This is a genomic window from Amycolatopsis sp. cg9 (genome assembly GCF_041346945.1).
Lineage (GTDB): Bacteria > Actinomycetota > Actinomycetes > Mycobacteriales > Pseudonocardiaceae > Amycolatopsis.
Genome location: NZ_CP166850.1, coordinates 8,262,874 through 8,285,742, shown reverse-complemented (window position 1 = coordinate 8,285,742; position 22,869 = coordinate 8,262,874). Strand labels below are relative to the sequence as shown.

The following is a 22,869-nucleotide window of genomic DNA, read 5'->3' as shown; positions in this document are numbered from 1 at the left end:
ACCGTTCAGTAGAAAAGTCTCAGCTGGGGCCACGCGACGGACCACGGCCGGGTCAGCGTGCACAGCGAGAGCACGACGCCTTCCTCGTCGTTGTCGACGCCGTCGGCGTTGTGGTGCTTGGCGACCGCGCGGCAGCCGGTGATCAGCTTGGCCGCGGGCGCGTCGCGGTCGATCCGCCCGATCAGCAGGACCGGGCCGACGAGCCGGTCCGGCGGCGGCCCCCAGTCCGCGTAGGACATGTGCGGCGAATAGGGCCGCGGCAGCCCGAGCTCGGGACCGTAGTGCTCGATCGCCCCGGCTTCGCCGTAGTTGCCGGCGAGGATCACCGCGGTGTCCCGCTCGGTCTCCGGGATCCGCTGCCACGCGCCGGCCACGCTGCCGGCGAAGTCCGGCCAGCCGACCTGCTCGCCGGGTTCCTTGTTCAGCGCCAGCAGGACGCCGTCGAGCGCCGGGGGCGGCACCACGGGGAGCCCGATGAGGACGGACACGGCGACGCAGACCGCGGCGGCCGCGCCGGAAAGCGCCCGCCGGATCGCCCGGCCCCGGCCCAGCCACCGCAGCACCGGCTCCGCGCCGAGCGCCACCAGCGGCAGCAGCACCGGGATCGAGTAGTACGGCTTCCCGCCGACCACCAGCAGTTCGAGGCAGACCACGGGGTAGGCGATCGCGAGGGCACGCGCCCAGCGCAGCCCCGGCTCGCGCCACGGCCGCACGAGCCCGGCGAGCCAGACCGGCACCAGCACCGGCGAGAGCAGGACCAGCTGCATCGGCACGAACAGCACGCGGTTCTCCGCGCCGTCGTCTTCGCTGATCCCGCCGGCGACGGTGAGCATCGGCCAGCCGTGCGCTGCCTGCCAGGCCACGACGGGCGCGGCGAGCAGGACGGCGAGCCCGATCCCGGCGGCGAGCCACCAGGTCCGGAACACCCGGCGCGGCCCGGCGACGGCCACGCCGACGCCGAGCCCGGACAGCAGGAGCAGCACCAGCCACTTGTTCGCCAGGCCGAGCCCGGCGGCGGCACCGACCGCGAGCCACCACCGGCCGTCGCCGGTGCGCAGCAGCTTCAGCCCGGACAGCGCGATCAGCGACCAGAGCAGCAGGTCCGCGGAGTTGGTGGCCAGCATGTGCGACACCACCAGGACGTACGACGACAACGCCGTCGCGACCGCGGTGAACAGCTGGACCCCGCGGCCACCGCCGAATTCGCGGGCGATCAGCGCGACGACCACGACCGTCGCCAGGCCCAGCAAGGTCGCGACGACCCGGAGACCGGTGGGGGTTTCGCCGAACACCGCCGTCGACGCGCGGGCGAGCCACGGCGTGAGCGGCGGGTTGTCGACGTAACCCCAGTCCGGGCGGTGGCCCGACGCGACGAAGTACAGTTCGTCGCGGTGGAAGCCGTAGCGGCCGGACAACGCGGTCAGCACGGCGGCTTGACCCGCGACCACGAGCCCGACCGGCAGCGCGGCGAATCGCGGCAGCTCCGATGACCGGCCGGCCCCCATGGCAGTCTCCCCTCGGCGTGCCCGGATCGTACGCCGGTGATCACGCCGCCGGGAGCGATCCGGCGTATTCGCCGCCGGCGTCCGCGACCAGCTCGGCCAGTGTCTGCGCACGGCGGATCGGCGTGAACCGGACTTCGCCGCGCTCGGACACGGTGAAGCCGTGCACGGCCGGGCGGGGGAGCGTGTTGTAGGCGTAGTGCGCGCCGAAGTAGTACGCGCCGGTGTCGTGGGCGACGACGAGGTCGCCGGGGTCGAGGAGCGGCAGCGGCCGCTCGCGGGCGAGGAGGTCGCCGGCGAAGCACAGCGGACCGGCGATGTCCTGCGGCACCCCGGGCCCGGTCTTGGGCGTGCCGTCGGCGTGGAGCGCGGTCAGCCGCAGCGGCCAGTGCTCCGGCTGGAGCACGGTGCGGGCGGCGACCTGGGCGCCCGCGTGCGTCACGGCGATGGGCCGCCCGCCGGCGACCTTCGTGTACTCGACGGTGGTGGCGAGGAACCCGTTCTTGGCCAGCAGGGACCGGCCGAACTCGGTCACGAAGCCGTAGCGCCCGCCGGCCAGGGCGGGGGTCTTGGCCAGCAGCGTCGCGACGTAATCGGAATAAGTGGGCCCATGCTCGTCGGACTCGAAGTTCACCGGCAGCCCGCCGCCGAGGTCGATGCTCGTGACCTGCCGGTACCCGGCTTCGGCGTTGATCTCCTCGGCGAGTCCGTGGACGGCGGCGACGCCGTCGGCCATCAGCTCCGGCGGGCAGCCCTGCGAGCCGACGTGGACGTGCAGCCGGGTCAGCCACGGGCGGCGCGCGAACGCCGCCTTGAGGAGGTCCCGGTCGTCCCGCAGGGGAACGCCGAACTTCGACGTCGTGGTCGCGGTGCTGGTGTCGCCGATCGACCCGGCTCCGACCTGGGGGTTGATCCGCACGCCGAGCACCGAGCGCGGGGCGGTCCCGACGAGGTCGTCGAGCCGGGCCAGCTCCTGGAAGTTGTCCGCGTTGATCGCGGTGCCCTCGGCGAGGGCGTGCGCGAGCTCGGCGGTGGTCTTGGCGGGGGAGTCGAGGACCAGCCGCGGGCCGCGCACCCCGGCGGCTTCGGCGACGGCCGTCTCGCCCGGGCTCGCGACCTCGGCGTCGACCCCGAGGTCGCCGAGGTAGTGCAGCAGCGGCGCGAGGCCGCACGCCTTGACGGCGACCGTGTGCTGGACGCGGCCGAGGGGCGCGAAGGCCTTCGTAAGGTCTTCGACGGCTTCGCGGATCCCGGCGAGGTCGACGAACCCGGCGACCGGGTCGACGAGGTCGTGGCCGGCGGCGAGGGCGCGGAGCTTGCGTTCGGTGCGGTTCACGCTCCCAGGACAGCGCGCCCGGGTGGCGCCGGTCCAAGACTTCATCCCACTGGTGTCATAGGCCAGGCCTATAGTGGCTGGGTGGACCTGCGCCGATGGCACTACTTCGCCGTGCTCGCCGAGGAGATGCACTTCACGCGCGCGGCGGCCCGCCTGTTCGTGTCGCAGCCGTCGCTGAGCCAGCAGATCCGCGCGTTCGAAGCGGAGCTGGGCGTCGCGCTGCTCGACCGCTCGGGTCCCCGGTTCGCGCTCACGGAGGCGGGCCGCGTGGCGGCGGCGGAGGCCCGCGACCTGCTCGACCGCCTCGACCGCGCCCGCGGCGTCATCGCGGCGACCGGCCGCGGCCACACCGGACGGCTGCGGATCGCCTACACGCGTTCGGCTCCGGGCCCCCTGGCCGGCGACCTGGTGGCGGCCTACCGCGCGCGGTACCCGGCGGTCTCCCTGGCGCTGGAGACCGGCTGGACGAGCTTCAACGTGGCCCGGCTCCGCGCGGGGGAGATCGACCTCGGGTTCGTGCGGCCGCCGGTGGACGCGCCGGACCTCGAGGTCGCGGTGGTCGGTTCGGAGGAGGTGCTGATCGCGCTGCCGTCCGGGCACGCGCTGGCCCGCCGCCGGGGCCGCGTGCGGCGGGCGTGGATCGCGGCGGAGCCGGTGGTGTTCTGGCCGCGCGGGAACGGCCCGGGCCAGTACGACGCGATCAGCGGCCAGGTCTGGCCGGGCGGGCTGCCGCCGATCGTCCGGGAGGAGCCGGAGGACGAGCAGCTGATGCGCGCGGTCGCGGAGGGCGCGGGCATCGCGGCGGTCCCGGAGCACCGCGCACGCGGGTTGCGGCGCCGCGGGGTGGCGCTGCGACGGCTGGAGGATCCGGTGCCGCGGATCGACCTGGGACTGGCCTGGCGGGCGGACGCGGGTTCCCCGGTGGTGCGGGGGTTCGTGGCGCTGGCCCGCGGTGCGGCGGAGCAGCCGTGACCGAAGTCGGCGCGGAGCGGGCCGACTGGGCGTACCGGACGATCCTGGCTCGCCTGCTGGAATTCACCTCGACGCTCGGCGACCGGTCGGCGCCCGCGGTGTGCGCGGTGGTCCGCCAGTCCCCGATGCGCCTGCTGGCCGGGCTCATGCCGGACCAGGACCCGGATCGCCGGTACGGCATCGAACTGCCGCTGTTCCGCACCGACGGCACCGCGGTCCCCTGGAACCGGGCGATCGACGCGATCCGGGAAGTCCACCGCCACCGGGACGAATACCTCGCCGACGACCGCGCGGACCACCGGTTCCACGGAGCACCCGTGCGGTTCGTCGGGGGCACCCCGGCGGACCTGGAAAACGAGGTGTTCGGCCTGGCCGGGTTCTCCTGCCACGAGCTCACCGCGCTGCGCCTCTACCTGCGCTACCACCGCGAAGGCGTGGTGCTCGGGATCGACGTGCCGGTGCCGCCGCGCGACGGCACGGCCGGAGCCGGCGGCGCGTTCACGATGATCGAACTGTCCGCGCTGTTCCGCGGTGGGGTCCCGGCGAACATCGCCGAGCGCGAGCGGGCGGCGGACCGGTACTGCGACCGGAGTTACGACCTGCGCCCCTGGTTCGGCCGGAACTGAGCCGGACCCCCTTCGGCAAAACCCGTGGACGCCGAAGTTAGGGTGGTCCGATGGGGACGATCAGGCAGGTACAGATCACTTTCGACTGCGCGGAACCCGAGCGTGTCGCCCGGTTCTGGTGCGAGGTGCTGGGGTACGTCGTCCCGCCGGCGCCGTCCGGCTTCGCCACGTGGGCCGACTTCGATCGGTCGCTGCCGGCCGAGCGGCAGGGGGCGGCGTTCGCCTGCGCCGATCCGACGGGCGAAGGTCCGCGGCTGTTCTTCCAGCGCGTTCCCGAAGGCAAGGTCGTCAAGAACCGGGTCCACCTCGACGTGCGGGTCGGCACCGGGCTGCGGGGCGCCGAGCGGCTCGCCGCGCTGGAGGCCGAACGCGACCGGCTGATCGCGCTCGGCGCCAGTCACTTCCAGACCTTGTACGCCGATGAGTACAACGAGTCGTGCATCGTGATGCAGGACGTCGAAGGCAACGAGTTCTGCCTCGACTGACGGCCTAGCGGTCGCCGAGAGCCATCCGGACCGCCGCCACCACCTGCGGGTGGCCCAGCGGCAACGGCGGCGGTACCCGGTCTTCCGGGCCGTCGCTGCTCGACGCCACCACCCGCACCACCGTCCCGGCCTCCCGCAGCTTCGCGATGGCCTCGTCGTGCTCCGCCAGCCAGGCTTCGTTCGCCGCCCTCGCGTCGCCGGCCGGGAGGGACGCGTCCGCGGCCGGGTCGACCAGGAGGAGCTGGGCCGCCGCGCCCGGGTGGCGTTCGACCAGCTGGAGGGCTCCCGCCGCGAACGGGCCGCTGGCCACCACCGTGATCTCCGGGTCGGCGGGGCCCGCGTCGCCGAGGAGGTCGTCGGCTTCGGTGAGCGCGCCGCCCGCCGGGAGGCGGCACCAGAAGACCGCGCGCTCCTCCGCCAGCGGCCGCCAGCTGCCGGGCAGCTCGTCGTGGCTCCCCGCGCCCGACGGGTCGAGGACGATCACCTTGGCACCCGCCGGATCACCGGCGATCACCACGGGCGGGCCGGCGGAGCGCAGCGGGTCGACGGTCATCGGGAATCCTTTCCACGGCGGGGGAGTTCCGGCGAATCCGTGTCGAGCGGCACGGACCCCGAGCGGACGAGTCCCAATTGGACGGTCTGGCGGCCGGTCAGCCGCTCCAGGAGCCAGTCGGCGGCGGTGCGCACCCGGTTCCCCGGCATCGCCATCAGGTGGTAGGCGCGCGTCACGAACTTCGCCGGGAGCCCGGACAGCGGGATGTGCAACGGGTTCGCCGCGGCCGCGCCGGCACCGAGGTCGACGACGAAGCCGAGGTCGTGGTGCCGGTAGGTGCCCGGGCGGCCGTAGCCGAGCGACGCCGCGACGTTGCGCCCGGCGAGCTTGCCCTGCCGCTCGGCGTGCTGCGCGGTCATCGCGGTGTACTGGCCGGGGCGGGTGAGGTCGGGGACGGCGGCCGCGTCGCCGCAGGCGAACACGTCGTCGCGGCCCGGCACGGTCAGCCGCTCGGTGACCACCAGCCGGCCCTTGGCGGTTTCGACGCCGAGGCCGGCCACCAGCGGGTCCGGCCGCACGCCGACGCACCACACCAGCGTGCGGGTCGGCACCGAGTCGCCGTTCGTCAGCGTCACGCCCTTGGCGTCGGCGTTGTCCACCGACGTCTTCATCAGCACTTCGACGCCGCGCGAGCGCAGCACCTCGTCGGCGGTCCGCCCCAGCCGCTCGGCCAGCTCCGGCAGCACCCGGTCGGCGACGTCCAGCAGCAGCCACCGGATCGGCTGCCCGTCCAGCTCGGGGTGGCGCGCGGCGAGCGCGGCGGTGAACGCGGGGCCCTGCGCGGCCACTTCGGTGCCGGTGTACCCCGCGCCGACCACCACGAACGTGCAGCGCGCGTCGCGTTCGGCCGGGTCGTCCGCCGCGGCGGCGAGCTCGATCTGGCGCGTGATGTGGTCACGCAGGTACAGCGCCTCCGGCACGCCGCGGAAGCCGTGCGCGTACTCGGGGACGCCGGGGATCGGCAGGAGCTTGTTCACGCTGCCCGCGGCCAGCACCAGCCGGTCGTAGCGGATCTCGTGCTCGCCGTCCTCCGGGTCGGTGTAGGCGACCGTGCGGGCATCGAAGTCGACGCCGGTCGCGGTGCCCAGCACCAGGCGCACCCCGGAGAGGGTTTCGGGGATCGACACCGCGACCCGCCGCGGGTCCAGGATCCCGGCGGCCACCTCCGGCAGCAGCGGCAGGTACAGGAAGTAGTCCGTCGGGTTCAGCACGACGACTTCGACGTCCTCGCCGGCCTCTTTGCGCAGGCTCTTCGCGGCGTTGTACCCGGCGAAGCCGCCGCCGACGATCACGACACGCATGGATCCCCTTTCCTCGACCGGATCTCGTCCTGATCTCGTCGCCGGTCGATTACCCGAGGTCGAGGCCGGGAAACCCGCGGGGTTGACCTCTCGGCACAGGGGCGTACGGTCAGGGTGTTGGCTGTTGTTCAGACACGTGCTCCGGTCAGCGCCCCTGCACGCTGCGAAAGGGAGCGCCATGCACGACATCTTCCGAACCGTTTACGAACCCGCCGGCCTGACCGCCACCACCACCGAGCGCCCGGGCGGGGTCCGCGTCGTCACCCTGGTGGGCGACATCGACGCGGCCACGGTCGGCACCCTCGACGAAGCACTGGCCACGGGTGAGCGGGTCGTCGCCGACCTGACCCGGGTGGCCTTCCTCAGCTGCGCCGGCGTCCGGTCGCTGCTGCAGGCGAACGACCGTCTCGACCTCGCCGTCGTCGTCGGCGGCCACGCGGTGACGCGCTCGCTGGAGGCGACCGGCGCGGACCTGGTGCTGAAGACCCACCCGCGTGTGGGGTCCGCCCTCGTCGGCCTCACCACCGAGCCCGGCCGGGAGGCGTGACCGCGCGGCGGCCACCCCTCCCGTGTCCGTCCACTGTGCTCAGTCGTCGCCCGGCCAGTCGCCGGTGGCCTTGCGGTAGCCCACCGCACCCGCCCGCTCGGTGGCGGCCTTGACGGCACCGAAGATCGCCCCCTGCACCGCCGCCGCGATGACCACCTGCTGCCAGGTGTAGTCGCGGTCGGTGGCGTCGGGGGCGTCGTCCTCCCCGGCCACGCGCTTCCAGACCTGCTTGAACGCCTGGCCGGCGAGGACGCCGCCCAGCGCGCCGACCACCCAGCTGAGCGGCTTGTACAGCACCTTGTTCACGAATTCCTCCGGCGCACGATCAGGCGGATCACGATCAGCAGGCCGAGCACCCCGGCGAAGACCGGCACCGGGTTGGCGCGGACGGCGTCGGCGCCTTGGCGGAACTTCACCGCGGTCGGCTCGTTCGTCACGTCGGCGACCTTCGCGGTCGCCACGTCGAGCTTCTCGTCGACGTTCTCCTTGACCCGGGTCTTCACGTCGAGCTTCTGCCCGAGCGCTTCCAGGGTCTCGGTCAGCTCTTCCCGGGTGGTGTCCCGGTCGAGCCGCGCCTCCTCGGCGTTCTTCGGGAAGTCGCCGCTCATGTCCGCACCCCTTGCTTCACGGTGTCGACGTCGTCGCGGACGCCGGTGATCGCTTCTTCGGGCACCGGCGGCACCGCCTGGGTCACTTCCTTCTTGCCGGCCAGCGCCGCGATGCCCGCGACCAGGAACAGCGCGACCGCGACGATCACCGCCGCGAGCCAGCCGGGCACGACCAGCGCCAGCGCCAGCACCGCGGCGGCGACCAGCGTGGCGGCGCCGAACAGCGCGAAGAGCCCCGCCGCGCCGAACAGCCCGGCGCCGAAGCCCATTTTCTTGCCCTTGCGCTGCAGTTCGAAGACCGCGAGCCGCATCTCGTCCCGGACCAGTCGTTTGACTTCGCCGGTCAAGTCCGTCACCAGTTCGCCGACGGAGCGGTCCGCCGGCGGTTTCCGGTTCACCTCTTCGATCACGGAACACCTCCTTCACCTGACCGCCGGGTACCCGGCGCGCGGCGGGTCAATCACGCCGGGTTTGACCGCCGCACCACCGGGTAGCCGGGGAATTCCACCACCGAGCAGGAGGAGTGCATGAGCACGATCACCGAAATCGTGGACGTGGAAGTCCCCGTTTCGACCGCCTACAACCAGTGGACGCAGTTCGAGGAATTCCCCCGGTTCATGGAAGGCGTCGAACAGATCCGCCAGCTCGACGCCACGCACACCCACTGGGTGACGCGGTTCGGTGGCGTGACGCGCGAATTCGACGCGACGATCACCGAACAGCACCCCGACGAGCGGATCGCGTGGACGTCCGATTCCGGGCCGGACCACGCCGGCGTCATCACCTTCCACCGGCTCGGCGACGCGCACACGCGCGTCACCGCGCAGATGGACATCGACCCGGAGGGGTTCGCCGAGAACGTCGCCGACAAGCTGGGCGTGCTCGACCGCCGGGTGAAGGGTGACATGAAGCGCTTCAAGGAGTTCATCGAGCGGCAGGGCCGGGAGTCCGGCGGCTGGCGCGGTGACGTGGAGCGTCCGGGTAGCTAACCCGATCAGGGTGAATCACGCGGCGGGGCGGCGGACGGCCGCCCCGCCGTGTTTCGCGTCCGGGAACCCCGGGTAGGCCGCCAGCATGACGACCACCACCGCCGACGTTCCCACCGTCGCACTGAACAACGGCGTGCGGATCCCGCAGTTCGGGTTCGGCGTTTTCCAGATCCCGCCGGAAGAAACCGCGCAGGCCGTGCGAACGGCCCTCGAAGCCGGGTACCGCCACGTCGACACCGCGCAGATGTACCGGAACGAAGCGGGCGTCGGCGCGGGAATCGCGGAATCGGGCTTGAAACGCGAAGACGTCTTCGTCACGACGAAACTGGCGAACGACGCGCACGGCCACGACAACGCCATCACCGCGCTGGAAGGCAGCCTGCGGCGGCTCGGCTTCGACCACGTCGACCTGTACCTGATCCACTGGCCGTTGCCGCACAAGGAGAACTACGTCCGCACGTGGCAGGGCTTCGAGGAGATCCTGCGCGCGGGCAAGGCGCGCGCGATCGGCGTGTCGAACTTCCAGCCGGCGCACCTCGACCGGCTCGCCGAAGAAACCGGCACGGTGCCCGCGGTCAACCAGATCGAGCTGCACCCCGCGCTGCAGCAACCGGACCTGCGCGCGTACCACCGGGAGCACGGGATCGCGACCGAGGCGTGGAGCCCGCTCGCGCAGGCCGAAGTGCTCGACGATGCGGTGCTCACCGACCTGGCGCGCAAGCACGGGCGGACGGCCGCGCAGGTCGTGCTGCGCTGGCACCTGCAGCTCGGGAACATCGTGTTCCCCAAGTCGTCGTCGCCGGACCGGATCCGGCAGAACATCGACGTCTTCGGCTTCGAACTCGACGACGAGGACATGGCGGCGATCGGCGAGCTCGACGCGGGCCGGCGCACCGGACCGGACCCGGACGCTTTCACGGGGTGACCGCGGCGTTTCCCTGAGCGACGCCGAGGGTATTCCCCCGGCAAGGTCCCCCTGGAAGGAGCGTCCGGCATGACCACGAACGCGTATCTGTCGTTCCTCGCGATCGGCATCGCGCTGGTCCTCATCGACGGGCAGATCATCTACCGCAGCGGCCGCCGGTACCTGGAGAACTCCTACGGCGATCCGGCGGCGGGCGCTTCGATGACCCGCCTGGTCACGGTGCTGTTCCACCTGGCGACGCTGGGTGTGCTGGCCTTGATCTCGACCATCGACATGGGCGACAGCGACCTGCCCGGTGTCGTCGGCCGCCTCGGCGTCCTGCTCCTGATCCTCGCGATCGCCCACGCGATCACCCTCGGCGTGCTGGCCCGCATCCGCGGCGAGCAGGAAGTCGAAGCGGTCGTCCAGCGCGGCGGCCGCCAGCAGCGGGTGGAGCCGCAGACCCCGACCGTGACCCCGGTGCCGGGTCAGGACGGCCGGTACCCGGAGGTCAGCCCGTCGCTGGAGCACCGGTCGCCCTACTCGGCGCAGTGAGGCTCAGCCCTCGCGAGCCGGCAGGTCGACCTCGGTGTGCCGGGTCGCGAGGGTGCGGGCGAGGTCGGCGAGCTTCACGTTCAGGTCCTGGGACGCGCGGCGCAGCACGTCGAAGGCTTCGTCGGCCGTGATGCCGCGGCGTTGCATCAGGATGCCCTTCGCCTGGCCGATGACGTCGCGGCTGTCGATCGCGCGGCGCAGGTGCTCGGATTCCAGCTCGGCCGCGGCGACGGCTTCGGTGTGGGCCAGCGCCAGCGAGGCGTGGGTGGCCAGCAGGAGCGCGGTGTCGATGGCCTGGCGGTCGAACGCCCCCGGCGTGCGCGAATAGATGTTGAGCGCCCCCGACAGCCGCGGCGGGCGGGCGTCCGGGACCAGCGCCGTCGCCAGCACCGAGTGGTAGCCGCGCCGGGCCGTGCCCGGGCCGAACGACGGCCAGCGCGGGTCGCGGCCGACGTCCTGGGACCAGCCGATGGCGGGGCCGTCCGGCCGGGCCGACTCCACGCACGGGCCTTCGCCGTGGTCGTACTGCAGCTGGTCGAGCTCCAGGGCCACGGGATCGGTCTCGACCGGCGTGTGGAACCGGCCGTCGGGGTCGCGCAGGGTGACGCTGACCAGGTGGGCGTCCGGGACGATCGCGACCGCGGCGCCGACGACGAGCTTGAGCACGCCGCCGACCGTCGGGGTCACGTCGAGCAGCGTCCGCGTGAGGTCGGCGAACTGCCCCGCCAAGGGGCCCGGCGGCGGTGCGCCGTCCTGCCCGAACCAGGCCCGGTCCCGGGCCCACTCCTCTTCGCTGACGCTCATCGGTCCTCACTGTGTCCGTGATGGGGTGACGGACCCATTCAACCCGATGCCGATGCGTTCTCGTCGCGCCCCGGCCCGCGCAACGCCGCTCTCGCGCGGTCGACGAACCCCGGCCCCGGCCACAGCCGCCCGGCCGGCGGCACCCGGTCGGCCAGGTCGGGGTGCGGCAGCGTCGCGGCGGCGTCCCTGGCCTCGAGGACCGCCCGGCCCAGCGTGTCCCGCCGTTCGGGGGAACAACGGCGCCGCACCTCGGTCACGGCCGCGGGCCCTTCGTCGCGGACGTGCCGCCGGACCGCGCGGATGAGCCCGCCCAGCAGCCGCTCGAAGCGGGTCTCCTGCGGTCCCGCGCCCTCCAGCTGCCGCATCAGCCGGTCCGCTTCGGCGAGGTCGCCTTCGCCGTCGAGGAAGGGCTCCTCGGCGACGGTGTGCCGGACCAGCGCCGCGATCAGGTGGTCGGAGAGGTCCTTGCGGTTCTCCGGGCTGCCCTGGCCGAGTTCGAGCTCGGTGCAGAGCCGGTCGAGCTCCCGGTGGTCACCGGCGAGGACGATCGTCAGGTCGGTTGCGGGGTGGCTGCCGTTCATGCACGCTCCTGGTCCGGGCTCGGGTTTCCGGCACGGATACCCGCTGCTCGCGCGCCGAATCCCGTGTCGGCGGACCGCGCGCCGGGTATGCACCAAGGAGAACCGGACCCCAGGGAGGACGACCATGGCAGCGCCGTCGTCGGTGATCGAGCGCGAACGCAAGTACGAGATCGTGGCGGGCACCGGCGTACCCCGGCTGATCGGCGTGGCGGGGGTGGTGGCGCAGGACGATCCGGTCGAGCAGATCCTCGACGCGTCCTACTACGACACCGAGGGCTTCCGGCTCGCGGCGGCGGGGATCACGCTGCGGCGCCGCGTCGGCGGGCACGACGCGGGCTGGCACCTCAAGCTCCCGGTCTCGGCCGACGAGCGGCAAGAGATCCAGCTCCCGCTGGGCGGCGACGTCCACAAGGTGCCGGGCCGGTTCCGGCGCCTGGTGCGCGCGTACACGCTGGGGGAGAAGCTGATGCCGATCGCGCACCTGCGCACCGACCGCTTCGCCCACCGGCTGGCGGACGCCGACGGCCGCACGATCGCGACCCTCACCGACGACCACGTGACCGGCGAGGCGGGCGGGGACGCCGCGCGGCTGGACGAGTGGCGCGAGGTGGAGCTGGAACTCGACCCGGGCACCGAACCCGGCCTGCTCGAGGAGTTCGACCGCGCGCTGGGCGAAGCCGGCGCTTCGGCCTCGCCGTGGTCGTCGAAGCTCCGCCGCCTGGTCGGCGACCGCGTCCCGGCGCCACCGCGCTTCGGCAAGAAGCCGTCGGCGGGGGACGTGGTGGTGGCGTCGCTGCGCGAGCACGCGGCCCGGCTGCGCCGCGCGGACGTCGGCGTGCGGCTCGACGTCGAGGATTCCGTGCACCAGATGCGCGTCGCGGCCCGGAAGCTGCGGAGCACGCTTCGCACCTTCGAGCCGGTGCTCGGCACGGAGAGGACCGCGGGTCTCGCGGGCGAGCTGCAGTGGCTCGGGCGGCAGCTGGCCCCGGCCAGGGACGCCGAAGTCGCCGAAGAGCGGCTGCGCGCACAGCTCGACGAAGTGCCGCCGGAGCTGGTGCTCGGGCCGCTGCGCCAGTTCCTCACCCGCCACTTCGCCCGCGAGGCGGAGGAGGGGCGCGAGCGGGCGCTGACGGCGCTGACCGGCAAGCGCTACCGCGCGCTGCTGCGCAAGCTGGACGCCGTGGTGACGGACCCGCCGTCGACCGCCAAGGCGCGCAGGCCCGCGAAGGCCGGGTTGCGCAAGCCGCTGCGCAAGGCGGCCCGGAAGCTGACCCGCGCTGAGGCGGCCACCCACGGCCTCGCGGGCGAGGAGCTGGCGCACGCCCTGCACGACGTCCGGAAGAAGGCGAAGCGGGCCCGGTACGCCGCTGACACCGTGAAGCCGGTGTCGGGCAAGAAGGTGCGGAAGTGGCGCAAGAACGTCAAGGCGGTCCAGCAGACGCTCGGCGCGCACCAGGACACCGTGATCGGCCGGGATGTCCTGCGCCACCTCGCCATCGCCGGGCACGGCGAGGGACAGAACACCTTCACCTTCGGGATGCTGCACGCCCAGGACACCGAGCGGGCGGAGCGGCTGCGGAAGCAGTTCGCGAAAGAGTGGCGGCGGCTGCGGAAGGGGTGACATCGCGGCCGGCCCGGACCGGGCCGGCCGCCGCCTAACCTTCGCCGGTCAGCTTGCCGCGCAGCTGCTCGAGGGTCTGCGACAGCAGCCGGGAAACGTGCATCTGCGAGATGCCGACGCGGTCGGCGATCTGGGTCTGGGTCAGTCCGCCGAAGAACCGCATCACCAGGATCGCGCGCTCGCGCTTGGGCAGTTCCTGCAGCAGCGGCTGGAGGGCCTCGTGGTTCTCGACCATCGCCATCTCGTGGTCCGGCTCGCCCATCGTGTCCGCCAGCGACAGCGCTTCCGAGTCGTCGTGAACGGGCTTGTCGACCGACAGGGCCTGGTACGCGTTGCCCGCCATCAGGCCCTCGCGGACTTCGTCGACGTCCAGGCTCAGGTGCTCGGCCAGCTCCGTCGGCGTCGGGGCACGGCCCAGGCGCTGCGAGAGCGCCGCGGAGCCCTGGCTCAGCGACAGGTGCAGTTCCTTGAGCCGGCGGGGGACGCGCACGGACCAGCCGGTGTCGCGGAAGTGCCGGCGGACCTCGCCCATGATCGTCGGCACCGCGAAGGACAGGAAGTCGTGGCCCCGGCTGGGGTCGAACCGGTCGACGGCGTTGATCAGGCCGATCCGCGCCACCTGGACCAGGTCCTCCCGGGGCTCGCCGCGGCCGGAGAACCGCGTCGCGATGTGCTCGGCGAGCGGCAGCAGCTCGGTCACCAGCTTGCTCCGGACGGCGTCCCGCCGCGGGTCGTCGGCGTCGAGCTCGCCCAGCTCCGCGAACAACGGCTCGCAGTGGGCGTATTCGTCCGGGCGGTGGAGGACGGTTTTGCGCTCGCCGCTCACGCGCTCGTGCCCGGGTTGAGCACCAGTTCGATCGTGACGATGCCCGCGCCGCCACCGGGGAGGACGTCGCAGTGCGCGGTCACCGAGCGGCTCAGCGTGGTCAGGACGTGCCAGCCGAACGTGCGGTCGCTCGGCGGGCGCGCTTCGGTCGACCGGGTCGACACGACGACGTGCAGCCCGTCGACCGCGAGCCGGAAGCGGCAGTGCAGCTGCGAACCGAGCTCGGCGAGCTGGACCAGCTGAGCGCACGCCTCGTCGACGGCCATCTTCGCGTCGGCGATGGCGTCCAGCCCGAAATCCGCGCGCGAGACCACGCCGTGGGTGAGCATGCGGACCAGGGGGATCTGCTCCGCCATCGCGGGGAGCCGCAGCTCGACCAGCTCGTCGAGCATCTCGTCGACGGTCGGTTTGCCGCCGAACGAGCCACGTGTTTCTTCCATGCCGGAGGTACTACCCATCTGGGGGAACGCTGACACTCGGGGTTCGGGGGATTCGGGGTCGTTCATCGGCCGCAGCGTCACCGGCCCAGCGCCCGTTCGAGTTCCTTCTTGGTCATCTTCGAACGGCCGTCGATGTTCTTCTGCTTGGCTTCGTTGTAGAGCTGGTCCTTCGTCGGCCCGCCCGGGCCCTTGCGGTTGCCCGACCGCTCGCCGCCGCGCTGCTGCGGGGACTTGTCCTTGACCGACGTCTTGCTCGCCTGGCGCGACTCGCCCGACCGGGCGCGGTTCTTGTTCACGGTCCGGGCCGCGATCTCCTTGGCCCGCCCGGTGCTCGCGCCGCGGTCTTCGGCGGAGTCCTTGATGTGCTCGTACTGGCGTTCGCGCTTGCCGCTCCACGACTGGGGCATGACCGCTCCCTTCTCCTCGCGGGTACGGGTACCCGGTTGATCACCCGGTAAACGTCGTTCCCGGGTGGTTGCCTGCCGCATCGGCCGGGTACGCGACGGGCTGACGAGAGGAGGCGCCGATGCGGATCGGCTACACCCTGATGACCGAGCAGACCGGGCCGAACGAACTGGTCCGGTTCGCCGCCGGTGCGGAAGCCGCCGGCTTCGACTTCGAAGTGATGAGCGACCACTACTCGCCGTGGCTGGCCGAGCAGGGGCACGCGCCCTACGCGTGGAGCGTGCTGGGCGCGGTCACCCAAAGCACCGAGCGCGTCGAGCTGATGACGTACGTGACCTGCCCGATCATGCGGTACCACCCGGCCGTGGTGGCGCAGAAGGCGGCGACCGTGCAGGCGCTCTCGGCCGGCCGGTTCACCCTCGGGCTCGGCGCGGGCGAGAACCTCAACGAGCACGTCGTCGGCCGCGGCTGGCCGCCGGCCAACGTCCGGCACGACATGCTCGCCGAGGCCGTGCAGATCATCGGCGGCCTGTTCGACGGCGGGTACTTCGACTACGAGGGCAAGCACTTCCGCGTCGACTCCGCGAAGCTGTGGGACCTGCCGGAGAAGCGCACGCCGGTCGCCGTCGCCGTGTCCGGCTCGCAGTCGGTGCGGCGGTTCGCCCCGGTCGCCGACGCGATGATCGCCGTCGAGCCGAAGGTCGAGCTCGCGCAGGAGTGGGACGCGACCCGGCTCGGGCCGCCGACCCGCAAGATCGCGCAGCTGCCGATCTCGTGGGGCCCCGACCGCGAGGCCGCGGTGAAGCGCGCGCACGAGCAGTTCCGCTGGTTCGCCGGCGGCTGGAAGGTCAACGCCGAGCTGCCGGGCCCGGCCGGGTTCGCCGGGGCGACGCAGTTCATCCGCGAGGAGGACGTCGCCGGCTCGATCGCCTGCGGCCCCGGCGTCGAGCCGATCGTCGAAGGTGTCCGCGAGTTCGAGAAGGCGGGCTTCACCGACGTCGCGCTCGTCCAGATCGGTGGCGACCAGCAGGAGGGCTTCCTCGACTTCGCCGAGAAGGAGCTGCTCCCGGCGCTGCGCGGCTGACGGGCGGGCGCGCCCCGTTCTCGCCTGTCCGAAGTGGACTTGCCCGCGTCGCGCGACCGCCGTTGCTCCGAACGGCCGCGCGGCGCGCCGCCGCGGTGACCGCTCGCGCCCGCGCCGATCGCGATGCAGTAATCTCGCGCTGGACCCGTTAAAGCGCTAGCGGCCCACTAGTGGCGCGCGCCCGGGTCCTCCCTGGTCTTGAGCGCCCTGAGCAAAGGATGAGGGGCGTCACCAGGATGACGGGCGGCCACGAGCAGCTCACCGCACGGCTGGACGAAGTCACGGTCGCGATGGAGTCGCTGACCGCGATGCTGGACACCGAGCTCGACCTCGGCCAGATGTTGCAGGCGGTCTGCGACCACGTGGTGCACGTGGTGCCGGGAGCCGACATGGCGAGCATCACCCTCGTGCGCGACGGCGTACCGGAAACGGTCGCCAGCACCGACCAGCGAGCGGTCAACTTCGACCGCGAGCAGTACCGCATCGGCGACGGCCCGTGCCTGCGCGCCGCCGAGACCGGCCAGCCGGTCCGGGTCGGCGTCGGGGCGGTGGGGGACCTGTGGCCGCAGTTCGTGACGTCGGCCGAGCAGCTGGGCGTGGCCAGTTTCCTGGCCGCCCCGCTGACGGTCGACGAAGACATGTCCGGCGCGGTCAACCTCTTCGGCTTCGGCGAGCACGGTTTCAGCGAGCTCGGCACGAAGATCCTGGAGCTGTACACGGCGACGGTGGTGTTCGGCCTGCGCAGCGCGCGGCGGTACTTCGCGGCTCGTGAGCTGGTCGACCAGCTCAACCGGGCGTTGGAGACGCGCGCGGTGATCGACCAGGCCAAGGGGATCCTGATGGCCGCGCACCGGATCACGGCGGAGGAGGCCTTCCAGCGGCTGGTGAAGCGGTCGCAGGACGGGAACCGCAAGCTGCACGAGGTGGCGGCGGAGTTCGTGGCGGCGGTGGCGACGACGACGGCGTGAGCCCCGCTCACCGCGCGCTGAACGACGCTGTCAGCTCGCCGGCACCTCGCCCGGCGGCGCGTCCGGCTCCGCGGCCGGTTCCTGGCGGTTCCGGCCGAGCTGGCAGGTCGTGCACACCAGCGTGCGGCCGAGCACCGTCCCGTCGTCCGCGACGACCTTCGCCACGTGCATCGTCGGGAAGCCGCAGACCTCGCAGGGGAGTGAGCCGTCTTCGCGGCTGATGCGGATCTGGGTGCCCATCCGGCCTCCTGGTGTGACGTGGGTCTCACCTACCTTGCCGTCTCCGGGGCTCGCACCGGGCGAATTCACTCGTTCGGCCTAACGTCCGGTGTCTCCGGAACGCCGTCCGGTGCCTCCTGTGTTTCACGGAGTGATCCGGGGTATTCGGCCGGCGAGGACGCACAGGCGGATGCCCGGAGGGGAGCGGAGATGCGAGACAAGCGGAACGACCTGCGACCGGTGGCGGACCTCCTGCTGGAGGGCGGTGACTCCCCGGAGCAGGAGCGCACCCGGCACAAGGCGGCGCTGGCCGTCGCGGCCCGGGCCAAGGACCCGGAGGACTGCGCGCGGCTGCTGGAGATGCTCGGCCTGCACCGCGGTGGCCGCGCGAGCGAAGTGGCCTGACACCCGTCACGCTGAGTTTCGGGGAGCCGCCGCACGGGTATCGCTGCCCGTGAGGAGGTCGACATGGCGAGACCGGTTTGGAGCGGCGCGCTGAGCCTGGGGCTGGTCACCGTCCCGGTGGAGCTGTACCCCGCGGTGGCGGACCACACGATCCACTTCCACCAGTTCGAACGCGGCACGTCGGACCGGATCCGCAACCGCCGGGTCAACGAGCGGACCGGGGACGAGGTCGGCCAGGACGAGATCGTCAAAGGCTACGACCTCGGCGGTGGCGACCACGTGCTCGTCGAGCCGGACGAGCTGGACGAGATCGCGCCCGAACGCTCGCGCCGGATCGACATCGAGCAGTTCGTCGAGCTCGACGACATCGACCCGTGGTTCTTCGACAAGACGTACTGGCTCAAGCCGGCGAAGGAGGACTTCGCCAAGGCGTACGGCCTGCTGCTGCAGGCGATGGACCGCAGCGAGAAGGCCGGCGTCGCGAAGTTCGTGCTGCGCGGCAAGGAGTACCTCGCGGCGGTCCGCGCCGGCGAGGGCGTCATGGTGCTCAACACCCTGCACTTCGTCGCGGACCTGCGGAAGCCGAAGGACGTCATGGGCAAGCTGCCCGAGCTGCCGAAGCCGCGGCCCAAGGAGCTCGACATGGCGCTCGCGCTGGTCGACGAGATGACCGCGCCCTGGAAGCCCGAGGTCTACCGGGACGAGTACTCGAAGCGCGTCGAAGAGCTGATCAAGGCCAAAGAGGCGGGCAAGGAGATCACGCACGAGGAGGAGCCGGAGCCCTCGGCCGACGTCGTCGACCTCTTCGAGGCGCTGTCGCGCAGCGTGAAGAACCGCAAGGGCGGCGGCAAGAAGCCGGCCAAGCGCGAGCTCGGCGACCTGTCCAAGGCGGACCTGGAGAAGCTCGCCCGCGAGCAGGGCGTCAAGGGCCGGTCGAAGATGACGCGCGCCGAGCTGGAAAAGGCGCTGAAGGCCTCGTGACCGGACCCGGCTGGCGCGAGCCCACCCTGGCCACGCTCACCGACCGCCGGTTCTCCGGCGAGGACTGGATCTTCGAGCGCAAGCTGGACGGCGTCCGCGCGATCTGCGTCCGCGACGCCGGTGCGCCGACGCTGTACTCGCGCAACCACAAGGTGATGGACGACGCCTACCCCGAGATCGTCGAGGCCCTCGCCGCGCGCGGCGGCCCGCGCTTCGTCGCCGACGGCGAGATCGTCGCGTTCGACGGGGCGAACACGAGCTTCGCCGCGCTCCAGCCGCGGATCCACGTGAGCGACCCGGACCGCGCCCGCGCGACCGGCGTCCGCGTCTACTACTACTTGTTCGACCTGCTGCACCTCGACGACCGCGACACGACCGGCCTGCCGCTGCGGCAGCGGAAGGCGCTGCTGCGGGACGCGTTCGACTTCGGCGACCCGCTGCGGCTGTCGGCGCACCGCAACACCGAAGGCGAGAAGTTCTTCGAGGAAGCCTGCCGGCGGGGCTGGGAAGGCGTCATCGCCAAGCGCGCCGACGCGCCGTACCACCACGGGCGGTCACCCGACTGGCTGAAGTTCAAGTGCGCGCACGGCCAGGAGCTCGTCATCGGCGGTTTCACCGACCCCCAGGGCGCGCGGCACGGCTTCGGCGCGCTCCTGCTCGGCTACCACGAAGACGGCGGCCTGAAGTACGCGGGCAAGGTCGGCACCGGCTTCGACGAGCGGCTGCTGGCGTCGCTGCACGCGCGGCTGCGGGAGCTGGAGACCGCGGGCTCGCCGTTCGCCGGCCCGGTCCGGGAGCGCGGCGCGCACTGGGTCCGGCCGGACTTGGTGGCGCAGATCGACTTCTCCGAGTGGACGCGCGACGGGCGGCTGCGGCACCCGCGGTTCGCCGGGCTGCGCGAGGACAAGAAGGCCGCGGACGTCGTACGGGAGCGGGCATGAAGATTTCGCACGCGGACAAGGTGTTCTACCCGGACGACGGCCTGACCAAGGGCGACGTCGCCGGGTACTACCGGACCGTCGCGGACGTGATGGTGCCGCACCTGCGCGGCCGCCCGCTGACGTTGCGGCGCTTCCCGGACGGCATCGCGAAGCCGGGCTGGTTCCAGAAGCACCCGGGCGAGCACTTCCCGGACTCGATCCGCGTCGAGCGCGTCCCCCGGCGCGACGGCGGGACCGACGACTACGTGGTGTGCGACGACGCCGAAACGCTGGAGTACCTGGCGAACCAGGGAACGGTGGAGTTCCACGTCTGGTTGTCCACTGTGGACGCACCCGGCCGGCCGGACCGGCTGGTGCTGGACCTCGACCCACCGGAGGGCACCCCGGTCGCGGAGCTGCGCGCGGTTTCCCGCCGCATCCGCGACGAGTACGAGGCAGCGGGGCTGACGGCGTTCGTCCAGGCCACCGGTGGCCGCGGCTTCCACGTGCTGGCACCTCTGGACGCGACGGCCGGCACCGAGGTCGTGCTGGACCTGTCCCGGGCACTGGCCGACCGCGTCGCGGCGGCCGACCCGGACCGCCTGACCACGGCCCAGCGCAAGGAAAAGCGCGGCGACCGCATCTTCCTGGACGCCAACCGCAACGGCTACGCCCAGACGTTCGTGGCCCCGTATTCCCTGCGCGCCCGCCCCGGCGCGGCGGCCGCCACCCCACTGGACTGGCACGAACTCGGCAAGGCCGACCCCGGCGGCTGGAGCCTGACGAAGGAGAAGCAGCGCCTGGCCCGCAAGGACGACCCGTGGCGCGACCTGGACCGGCACGCGGCGTCCGCCGAGGCCGCGCTGGCCAAGGTCGGCTGAAGGGGACTTTCAGCGCATCCGATGCGAGGAAAGTCCCCTTCAGCGCGTCAGATGCGAGGAACGTCCCCTTCAGCCCAGCAGCTTGCCCGCGGCCTTCAGGTCGGCCACGAAGGCGGCGTACGCCTGATCCCGGTCGGGCGCCCGCAGCACCGCCGACGGGTGGACCGTCGCCACCGCGGCCGGCACCAGCTCGGCCAGCTCCGCCGGTGGCGAGACCGGCTCGCCGCGGTGCTCGGTGAGGCGGAACTTCGGGCCCAGCAACGACTGCGCGGCCGTCGCGCCCAGCAGCAGCACCAGTTCCGGGCGCACCGCGCGGAGTTCCGCCAGCAGCCACGGACGGCACGCGACCACCTCGGTGCGGCCCGGTTTCTGGTGGATGCGGCGCTTGCCCTCGCGCTTGAACTTGAAGTGCTTCACCGCGTTGGTCACGTAAAGCGACCCCCGGTCGAAACCCGCTTCCTCGAACGCGCGGTCCAGCAGCTTGCCCGCCGGGCCGACGAACGGCTCGCCCGCGACGTCTTCCTTGTCGCCCGGCTGCTCGCCGGCGACGAAGACCTTCGCCCCGGCGGCGCCTTCGCCGAAGACGGTCTGCGTGGCGTCCTCGTGTAACGCACAGCCACGGCAGCCGGACGCCGCCGACCGCAACCTGCCCAGGTCGGTGGTGTCCGGCGGTTCGGCACCGCGGAAATCCGGCATGCGCCCCGAAGTTCCCCGCGCGGCCGCCGAGTAAACCCGGCGACCCCGGGTTGGCGGGCCGCGTCCGCCGGCTGCCGGTGATCGACGGGCACGACCTGGCCGGCATCGTGGCGCAGGCCGGCGTGGCCAGGGCGCTGCCGGACCCGGGTGCCGGCGAACTCGTCGAGGCGCTCTCCCACGACTGACGTGCGCCCGCCCGGGTACCCGGCCGGTATGACGCGCAGCCGAGGAAAAGTGGAAGTGGCGACCCGCGTCGCCCTGGACACCCCCGAGGACCTGGCCGAGCACTACACGCCGGGCGTCGCGGACCAGGCGAAGCGGGTCGCCGACGACCCGTCGGTGCTCGCCCGCGAGACGGTCAAGGCCAACTCGGTCGCCATCGTCTCCGACGGGTCCGCGCTGCTCGGGCTCGGTGACCGGGGCCCGGCCGCGGCGCTGCCGGTGATGGAGGGCAAGGCGGCCCTGCTCAAGCGGTTCGCCGACGTCGACGCCTGGCCGATCTGCCCGGTCAGCCGCGAACCCGACGACCTGGTCCGCACGGTGAAGGACCTCGCGACGTCGTTCGGCGCGATCAACCTCGAAGACATCGCCGCCCCGCGCTGCTTCACCGTCGAACGGCGGCTGCACGACGAGCTCGACATCCCGTCTTCCACGACGACCAGCACGGCACCGCGGTCGTCGTGCTCGGCGCGCTGCACAACGCGCTGAAGCTGACCGGCCGCGACCCGGCGGGGACGTCGGTCGTCATTTCCGGCGCCGGCGCGGCGGGCAGCGCGATCGCCCGGCTGCTGCTGCGCGCCGGCTACCGGCCCGACGGGATCGTCGTCTGCGACAGCGACGGCGTCCTGCACGAAGACCGGGACCTGGTGGGGGAGAAGGGCTGGCTCGCGGAGAACACCAACACCGGCGGCGCCACCGGCACGCTGCAAGCCGCCCTGCGCGGCGCGGACGTCTTCGTCGGCGTGAGCGCCGGCGGGCTGCTGGCGGCGGAGGACGTCGAGGCCATGGCGGCGCGCCCGATCGTCTTCGCGCTGGCCAACCCGGACCCGGAGGTCGATCCCGAGGCCGCCGGTCGGCACGCCGAGATCGTCGCGACCGGCCGCAGCGACTTCCCCAACCAGATCAACAACGTGCTGGCGTTCCCCGGGATGTTCCGCGGCCTGCTCGACTCGGGCGCGCCGCGGGTGACCGGGCACATGCTGATCGCGGCGGCCCGCGCGCTGGCGGACGTCGTGGGGGAGGACCTGGCGCCGGGGCGGATCGTGCCGAGCGTGTTCGACGAAGCGCTGGTGCCCGCGATGGCCGAAGCGGTGGCGGGCGCGGCGAAGGCGACCGGCTGGTCCACTGTGGACTAGCGGGCTCCCGCGGTGGGGGCGGCGCCGTCTTCGGTGGCCTGGCGGGCCGTTTCGGCGCGGGCGATGTGCCACGCCACCAGCGCCCCCGCGCTCACGGTGCCCCAGAGCACGAGCGCGGCGTCCCTGGCGAAGAGGCCGACGAGCAGCATCACGACGGCCGTGACGTCGCAGAGGACGAGCAGCAGGTTCGAGCGCCTGATCCGGCGCAGCTCGCGGCCGGTGAAGGCGGCGGCGAACGCGGGATCACTCGCCCGCAGCTCCGCTTCGATTTCGCGCAGCGCGTGGTCTTCTCGCTCCGGAAGCAT

Annotated in this window: 31 protein-coding genes and 1 pseudogene; 17 read left to right on the top strand and 15 right to left on the bottom strand. The window is 72.7% G+C overall.

The window, feature by feature from the left end:
• Positions 1-5 precede the first annotated feature (5 nt).
• Positions 6-1,505 carry an ArnT family glycosyltransferase gene (locus AB5J73_RS38395; RefSeq protein ID WP_370963715.1) on the bottom strand — a complete coding sequence of 500 codons (1,500 nt, stop codon included), beginning with the start codon at positions 1,503-1,505 and terminating at the stop codon, positions 6-8.
• 40 nt (positions 1,506-1,545) lie between these two features.
• Positions 1,546-2,838 (bottom strand): diaminopimelate decarboxylase, encoded by a 1,293-nt coding sequence (locus AB5J73_RS38390; RefSeq protein WP_370963714.1) that lies wholly within the window; start codon positions 2,836-2,838, stop codon positions 1,546-1,548.
• A gap of 81 nt (positions 2,839-2,919) precedes the next feature.
• On the opposite strand from AB5J73_RS38390, the gene AB5J73_RS38385 reads away from it, so the two are divergent.
• The 3 genes from AB5J73_RS38385 to AB5J73_RS38375 are packed head-to-tail and all read left to right on the top strand — an operon-like array spanning position 2,920 to position 4,921.
• Complete coding sequence (locus AB5J73_RS38385; protein WP_370963713.1) at positions 2,920-3,810, top strand: LysR family transcriptional regulator; 891 nt, start codon at positions 2,920-2,922, stop codon at positions 3,808-3,810.
• Positions 3,807-4,436 carry a hypothetical protein gene (locus AB5J73_RS38380; RefSeq protein ID WP_370963712.1) on the top strand — a complete coding sequence of 210 codons (630 nt, stop codon included), beginning with the start codon at positions 3,807-3,809 and terminating at the stop codon, positions 4,434-4,436. The genes AB5J73_RS38385 and AB5J73_RS38380 overlap by 4 nt, the downstream gene beginning before the upstream one ends.
• A gap of 50 nt (positions 4,437-4,486) precedes the next feature.
• Positions 4,487-4,921: a VOC family protein gene (locus AB5J73_RS38375; RefSeq protein ID WP_370963711.1), complete on the top strand. Its 435-nt coding sequence runs from the start codon at positions 4,487-4,489 to the stop codon at positions 4,919-4,921.
• 4 nt (positions 4,922-4,925) lie between these two features.
• On the opposite strand, the gene AB5J73_RS38370 is transcribed toward AB5J73_RS38375, so the two are convergent.
• Together AB5J73_RS38370 and AB5J73_RS38365 are read right to left on the bottom strand one after the other, a co-directional pair.
• Positions 4,926-5,474 carry a hypothetical protein gene (locus AB5J73_RS38370; RefSeq protein ID WP_370963710.1) on the bottom strand — a complete coding sequence of 183 codons (549 nt, stop codon included), beginning with the start codon at positions 5,472-5,474 and terminating at the stop codon, positions 4,926-4,928.
• A complete protein-coding gene (locus AB5J73_RS38365; RefSeq protein ID WP_370963709.1) occupies positions 5,471-6,775 on the bottom strand; it encodes an NAD(P)/FAD-dependent oxidoreductase in 1,305 nt (434 codons plus the stop codon). Before AB5J73_RS38365 ends, AB5J73_RS38370 begins: the two co-directional genes overlap by 4 nt.
• 178 nt (positions 6,776-6,953) lie before the next feature.
• Between AB5J73_RS38365 and AB5J73_RS38360 the strand changes: the two genes are divergently transcribed.
• The gene (locus AB5J73_RS38360) at positions 6,954-7,322 is read left to right on the top strand and encodes an STAS domain-containing protein (protein ID WP_370963708.1); all 369 of its coding nucleotides are present in this window, start codon (positions 6,954-6,956) and stop codon (positions 7,320-7,322) included.
• Between the two features lie 39 nt (positions 7,323-7,361).
• Here the strand turns inward: AB5J73_RS38360 and AB5J73_RS38355 are convergent, their stop codons facing one another.
• The 3 genes from AB5J73_RS38355 to AB5J73_RS38345 are packed head-to-tail and all read right to left on the bottom strand — an operon-like array spanning position 7,362 to position 8,340.
• Positions 7,362-7,628, bottom strand: coding sequence for a DUF4235 domain-containing protein (locus AB5J73_RS38355; RefSeq protein ID WP_370963707.1), 267 nt, complete (start codon positions 7,626-7,628; stop codon positions 7,362-7,364).
• Positions 7,625-7,930, bottom strand: a complete 306-nt coding sequence (locus AB5J73_RS38350) for a DUF3618 domain-containing protein (protein WP_370963706.1) — start codon at positions 7,928-7,930, stop codon at positions 7,625-7,627. The genes AB5J73_RS38355 and AB5J73_RS38350 overlap by 4 nt, the downstream gene beginning before the upstream one ends.
• Positions 7,927-8,340: a phage holin family protein gene (locus AB5J73_RS38345; RefSeq protein ID WP_370963705.1), complete on the bottom strand. Its 414-nt coding sequence runs from the start codon at positions 8,338-8,340 to the stop codon at positions 7,927-7,929. Before AB5J73_RS38345 ends, AB5J73_RS38350 begins: the two co-directional genes overlap by 4 nt.
• Positions 8,341-8,457: 117 nt before the next feature.
• Here AB5J73_RS38345 and AB5J73_RS38340 point away from each other — a divergent pair, with 117 nt between their 5' ends.
• The 3 genes from AB5J73_RS38340 to AB5J73_RS38330 all read left to right on the top strand — a co-directional run bounded on the left by AB5J73_RS38340 (position 8,458) and on the right by AB5J73_RS38330 (position 10,378).
• On the top strand, positions 8,458-8,919 hold the full coding sequence (locus AB5J73_RS38340) for an SRPBCC family protein (RefSeq protein ID WP_370963704.1): 462 nt from the start codon (positions 8,458-8,460) through the stop codon (positions 8,917-8,919).
• 85 nt (positions 8,920-9,004) lie between these two features.
• Positions 9,005-9,844, top strand: coding sequence for an aldo/keto reductase (locus AB5J73_RS38335; RefSeq protein ID WP_370963703.1), 840 nt, complete (start codon positions 9,005-9,007; stop codon positions 9,842-9,844).
• Between the two features lie 69 nt (positions 9,845-9,913).
• Positions 9,914-10,378 carry a hypothetical protein gene (locus AB5J73_RS38330; RefSeq protein WP_370963702.1) on the top strand — a complete coding sequence of 155 codons (465 nt, stop codon included), beginning with the start codon at positions 9,914-9,916 and terminating at the stop codon, positions 10,376-10,378.
• A 3-nt stretch (positions 10,379-10,381) separates the two neighbouring features.
• Here AB5J73_RS38330 and AB5J73_RS38325 read toward each other — a convergent pair whose 3' ends face one another.
• The gene (locus tag AB5J73_RS38325) at positions 10,382-11,182 is read right to left on the bottom strand and encodes an ANTAR domain-containing protein (RefSeq protein ID WP_370963701.1); all 801 of its coding nucleotides are present in this window, start codon (positions 11,180-11,182) and stop codon (positions 10,382-10,384) included.
• 38 nt (positions 11,183-11,220) lie between these two features.
• The gene (locus AB5J73_RS38320; RefSeq protein ID WP_370963700.1) at positions 11,221-11,763 is read right to left on the bottom strand and encodes a hemerythrin domain-containing protein; all 543 of its coding nucleotides are present in this window, start codon (positions 11,761-11,763) and stop codon (positions 11,221-11,223) included.
• Positions 11,764-11,887: 124 nt separating this feature from the next.
• On the opposite strand from AB5J73_RS38320, the gene AB5J73_RS38315 reads away from it, so the two are divergent.
• Positions 11,888-13,384 (top strand): CHAD domain-containing protein, encoded by a 1,497-nt coding sequence (locus AB5J73_RS38315; protein ID WP_370963699.1) that lies wholly within the window; start codon positions 11,888-11,890, stop codon positions 13,382-13,384.
• A gap of 34 nt (positions 13,385-13,418) precedes the next feature.
• On the opposite strand, the gene AB5J73_RS38310 is transcribed toward AB5J73_RS38315, so the two are convergent.
• The 3 genes from AB5J73_RS38310 to AB5J73_RS38300 all read right to left on the bottom strand — a co-directional run bounded on the left by AB5J73_RS38310 (position 13,419) and on the right by AB5J73_RS38300 (position 15,057).
• Positions 13,419-14,210, bottom strand: a complete 792-nt coding sequence (locus AB5J73_RS38310; protein ID WP_370963698.1) for a SigB/SigF/SigG family RNA polymerase sigma factor — start codon at positions 14,208-14,210, stop codon at positions 13,419-13,421.
• Positions 14,207-14,650 (bottom strand): anti-sigma factor, encoded by a 444-nt coding sequence (locus AB5J73_RS38305; RefSeq protein ID WP_370963697.1) that lies wholly within the window; start codon positions 14,648-14,650, stop codon positions 14,207-14,209. Before AB5J73_RS38305 ends, AB5J73_RS38310 begins: the two co-directional genes overlap by 4 nt.
• A 77-nt stretch (positions 14,651-14,727) precedes the next feature.
• On the bottom strand, positions 14,728-15,057 hold the full coding sequence (locus tag AB5J73_RS38300; protein WP_370963696.1) for a plasmid stabilization protein: 330 nt from the start codon (positions 15,055-15,057) through the stop codon (positions 14,728-14,730).
• Between the two features lie 119 nt (positions 15,058-15,176).
• Here AB5J73_RS38300 and AB5J73_RS38295 point away from each other — a divergent pair, with 119 nt between their 5' ends.
• The gene (locus AB5J73_RS38295) at positions 15,177-16,139 is read left to right on the top strand and encodes a TIGR03557 family F420-dependent LLM class oxidoreductase (RefSeq protein WP_370963695.1); all 963 of its coding nucleotides are present in this window, start codon (positions 15,177-15,179) and stop codon (positions 16,137-16,139) included.
• Between the two features lie 236 nt (positions 16,140-16,375).
• Positions 16,376-17,107, top strand: coding sequence for an ANTAR domain-containing response regulator (locus AB5J73_RS38290; protein WP_370963694.1), 732 nt, complete (start codon positions 16,376-16,378; stop codon positions 17,105-17,107).
• Between the two features lie 30 nt (positions 17,108-17,137).
• Here AB5J73_RS38290 and AB5J73_RS38285 read toward each other — a convergent pair whose 3' ends face one another.
• Positions 17,138-17,347: a hypothetical protein gene (locus AB5J73_RS38285; RefSeq protein WP_370963693.1), complete on the bottom strand. Its 210-nt coding sequence runs from the start codon at positions 17,345-17,347 to the stop codon at positions 17,138-17,140.
• 189 nt (positions 17,348-17,536) lie between these two features.
• On the opposite strand from AB5J73_RS38285, the gene AB5J73_RS38280 reads away from it, so the two are divergent.
• The 4 genes from AB5J73_RS38280 to ligD (AB5J73_RS38265) all read left to right on the top strand — a co-directional run bounded on the left by AB5J73_RS38280 (position 17,537) and on the right by ligD (AB5J73_RS38265) (position 20,513).
• Entirely contained in the window at positions 17,537-17,731 is a 195-nt protein-coding gene (locus AB5J73_RS38280) for a hypothetical protein (RefSeq protein ID WP_370963692.1), read from the top strand.
• A 63-nt stretch (positions 17,732-17,794) separates the two neighbouring features.
• Positions 17,795-18,712, top strand: coding sequence for a Ku protein (locus AB5J73_RS38275; RefSeq protein ID WP_370963691.1), 918 nt, complete (start codon positions 17,795-17,797; stop codon positions 18,710-18,712).
• The gene (gene ligD, locus AB5J73_RS38270) at positions 18,709-19,653 is read left to right on the top strand and encodes a non-homologous end-joining DNA ligase (protein ID WP_370963690.1); all 945 of its coding nucleotides are present in this window, start codon (positions 18,709-18,711) and stop codon (positions 19,651-19,653) included. Before AB5J73_RS38275 ends, ligD (AB5J73_RS38270) begins: the two co-directional genes overlap by 4 nt.
• Positions 19,650-20,513 carry a non-homologous end-joining DNA ligase gene (gene ligD / locus AB5J73_RS38265; RefSeq protein WP_370963689.1) on the top strand — a complete coding sequence of 288 codons (864 nt, stop codon included), beginning with the start codon at positions 19,650-19,652 and terminating at the stop codon, positions 20,511-20,513. The genes ligD (AB5J73_RS38270) and ligD (AB5J73_RS38265) overlap by 4 nt, the downstream gene beginning before the upstream one ends.
• Positions 20,514-20,582: 69 nt before the next feature.
• On the opposite strand, the gene AB5J73_RS38260 is transcribed toward ligD (AB5J73_RS38265), so the two are convergent.
• Positions 20,583-21,209, bottom strand: a complete 627-nt coding sequence (locus AB5J73_RS38260; RefSeq protein ID WP_370963688.1) for a UdgX family uracil-DNA binding protein — start codon at positions 21,207-21,209, stop codon at positions 20,583-20,585.
• Positions 21,210-21,268: 59 nt separating this feature from the next.
• Between AB5J73_RS38260 and AB5J73_RS38255 the strand changes: the two are divergent.
• The 3 genes and pseudogenes from AB5J73_RS38255 to AB5J73_RS38245 form a co-directional block, all read left to right on the top strand.
• A pseudogene (locus AB5J73_RS38255) lies at positions 21,269-21,394 on the top strand (CBS domain-containing protein); the annotation flags it as partial.
• A gap of 55 nt (positions 21,395-21,449) precedes the next feature.
• Positions 21,450-21,917, top strand: a complete 468-nt coding sequence (locus AB5J73_RS38250; protein ID WP_370963687.1) for a hypothetical protein — start codon at positions 21,450-21,452, stop codon at positions 21,915-21,917.
• Entirely contained in the window at positions 21,890-22,564 is a 675-nt protein-coding gene (locus AB5J73_RS38245) for a malic enzyme-like NAD(P)-binding protein (RefSeq protein WP_370963686.1), read from the top strand. The genes AB5J73_RS38250 and AB5J73_RS38245 overlap by 28 nt, the downstream gene beginning before the upstream one ends.
• On the opposite strand, the gene AB5J73_RS38240 is transcribed toward AB5J73_RS38245, so the two are convergent.
• Positions 22,561-22,869, bottom strand: coding sequence for a DUF3040 domain-containing protein (locus tag AB5J73_RS38240; protein ID WP_370963685.1), 309 nt, complete (start codon positions 22,867-22,869; stop codon positions 22,561-22,563). The genes AB5J73_RS38245 and AB5J73_RS38240 overlap by 4 nt on opposite strands.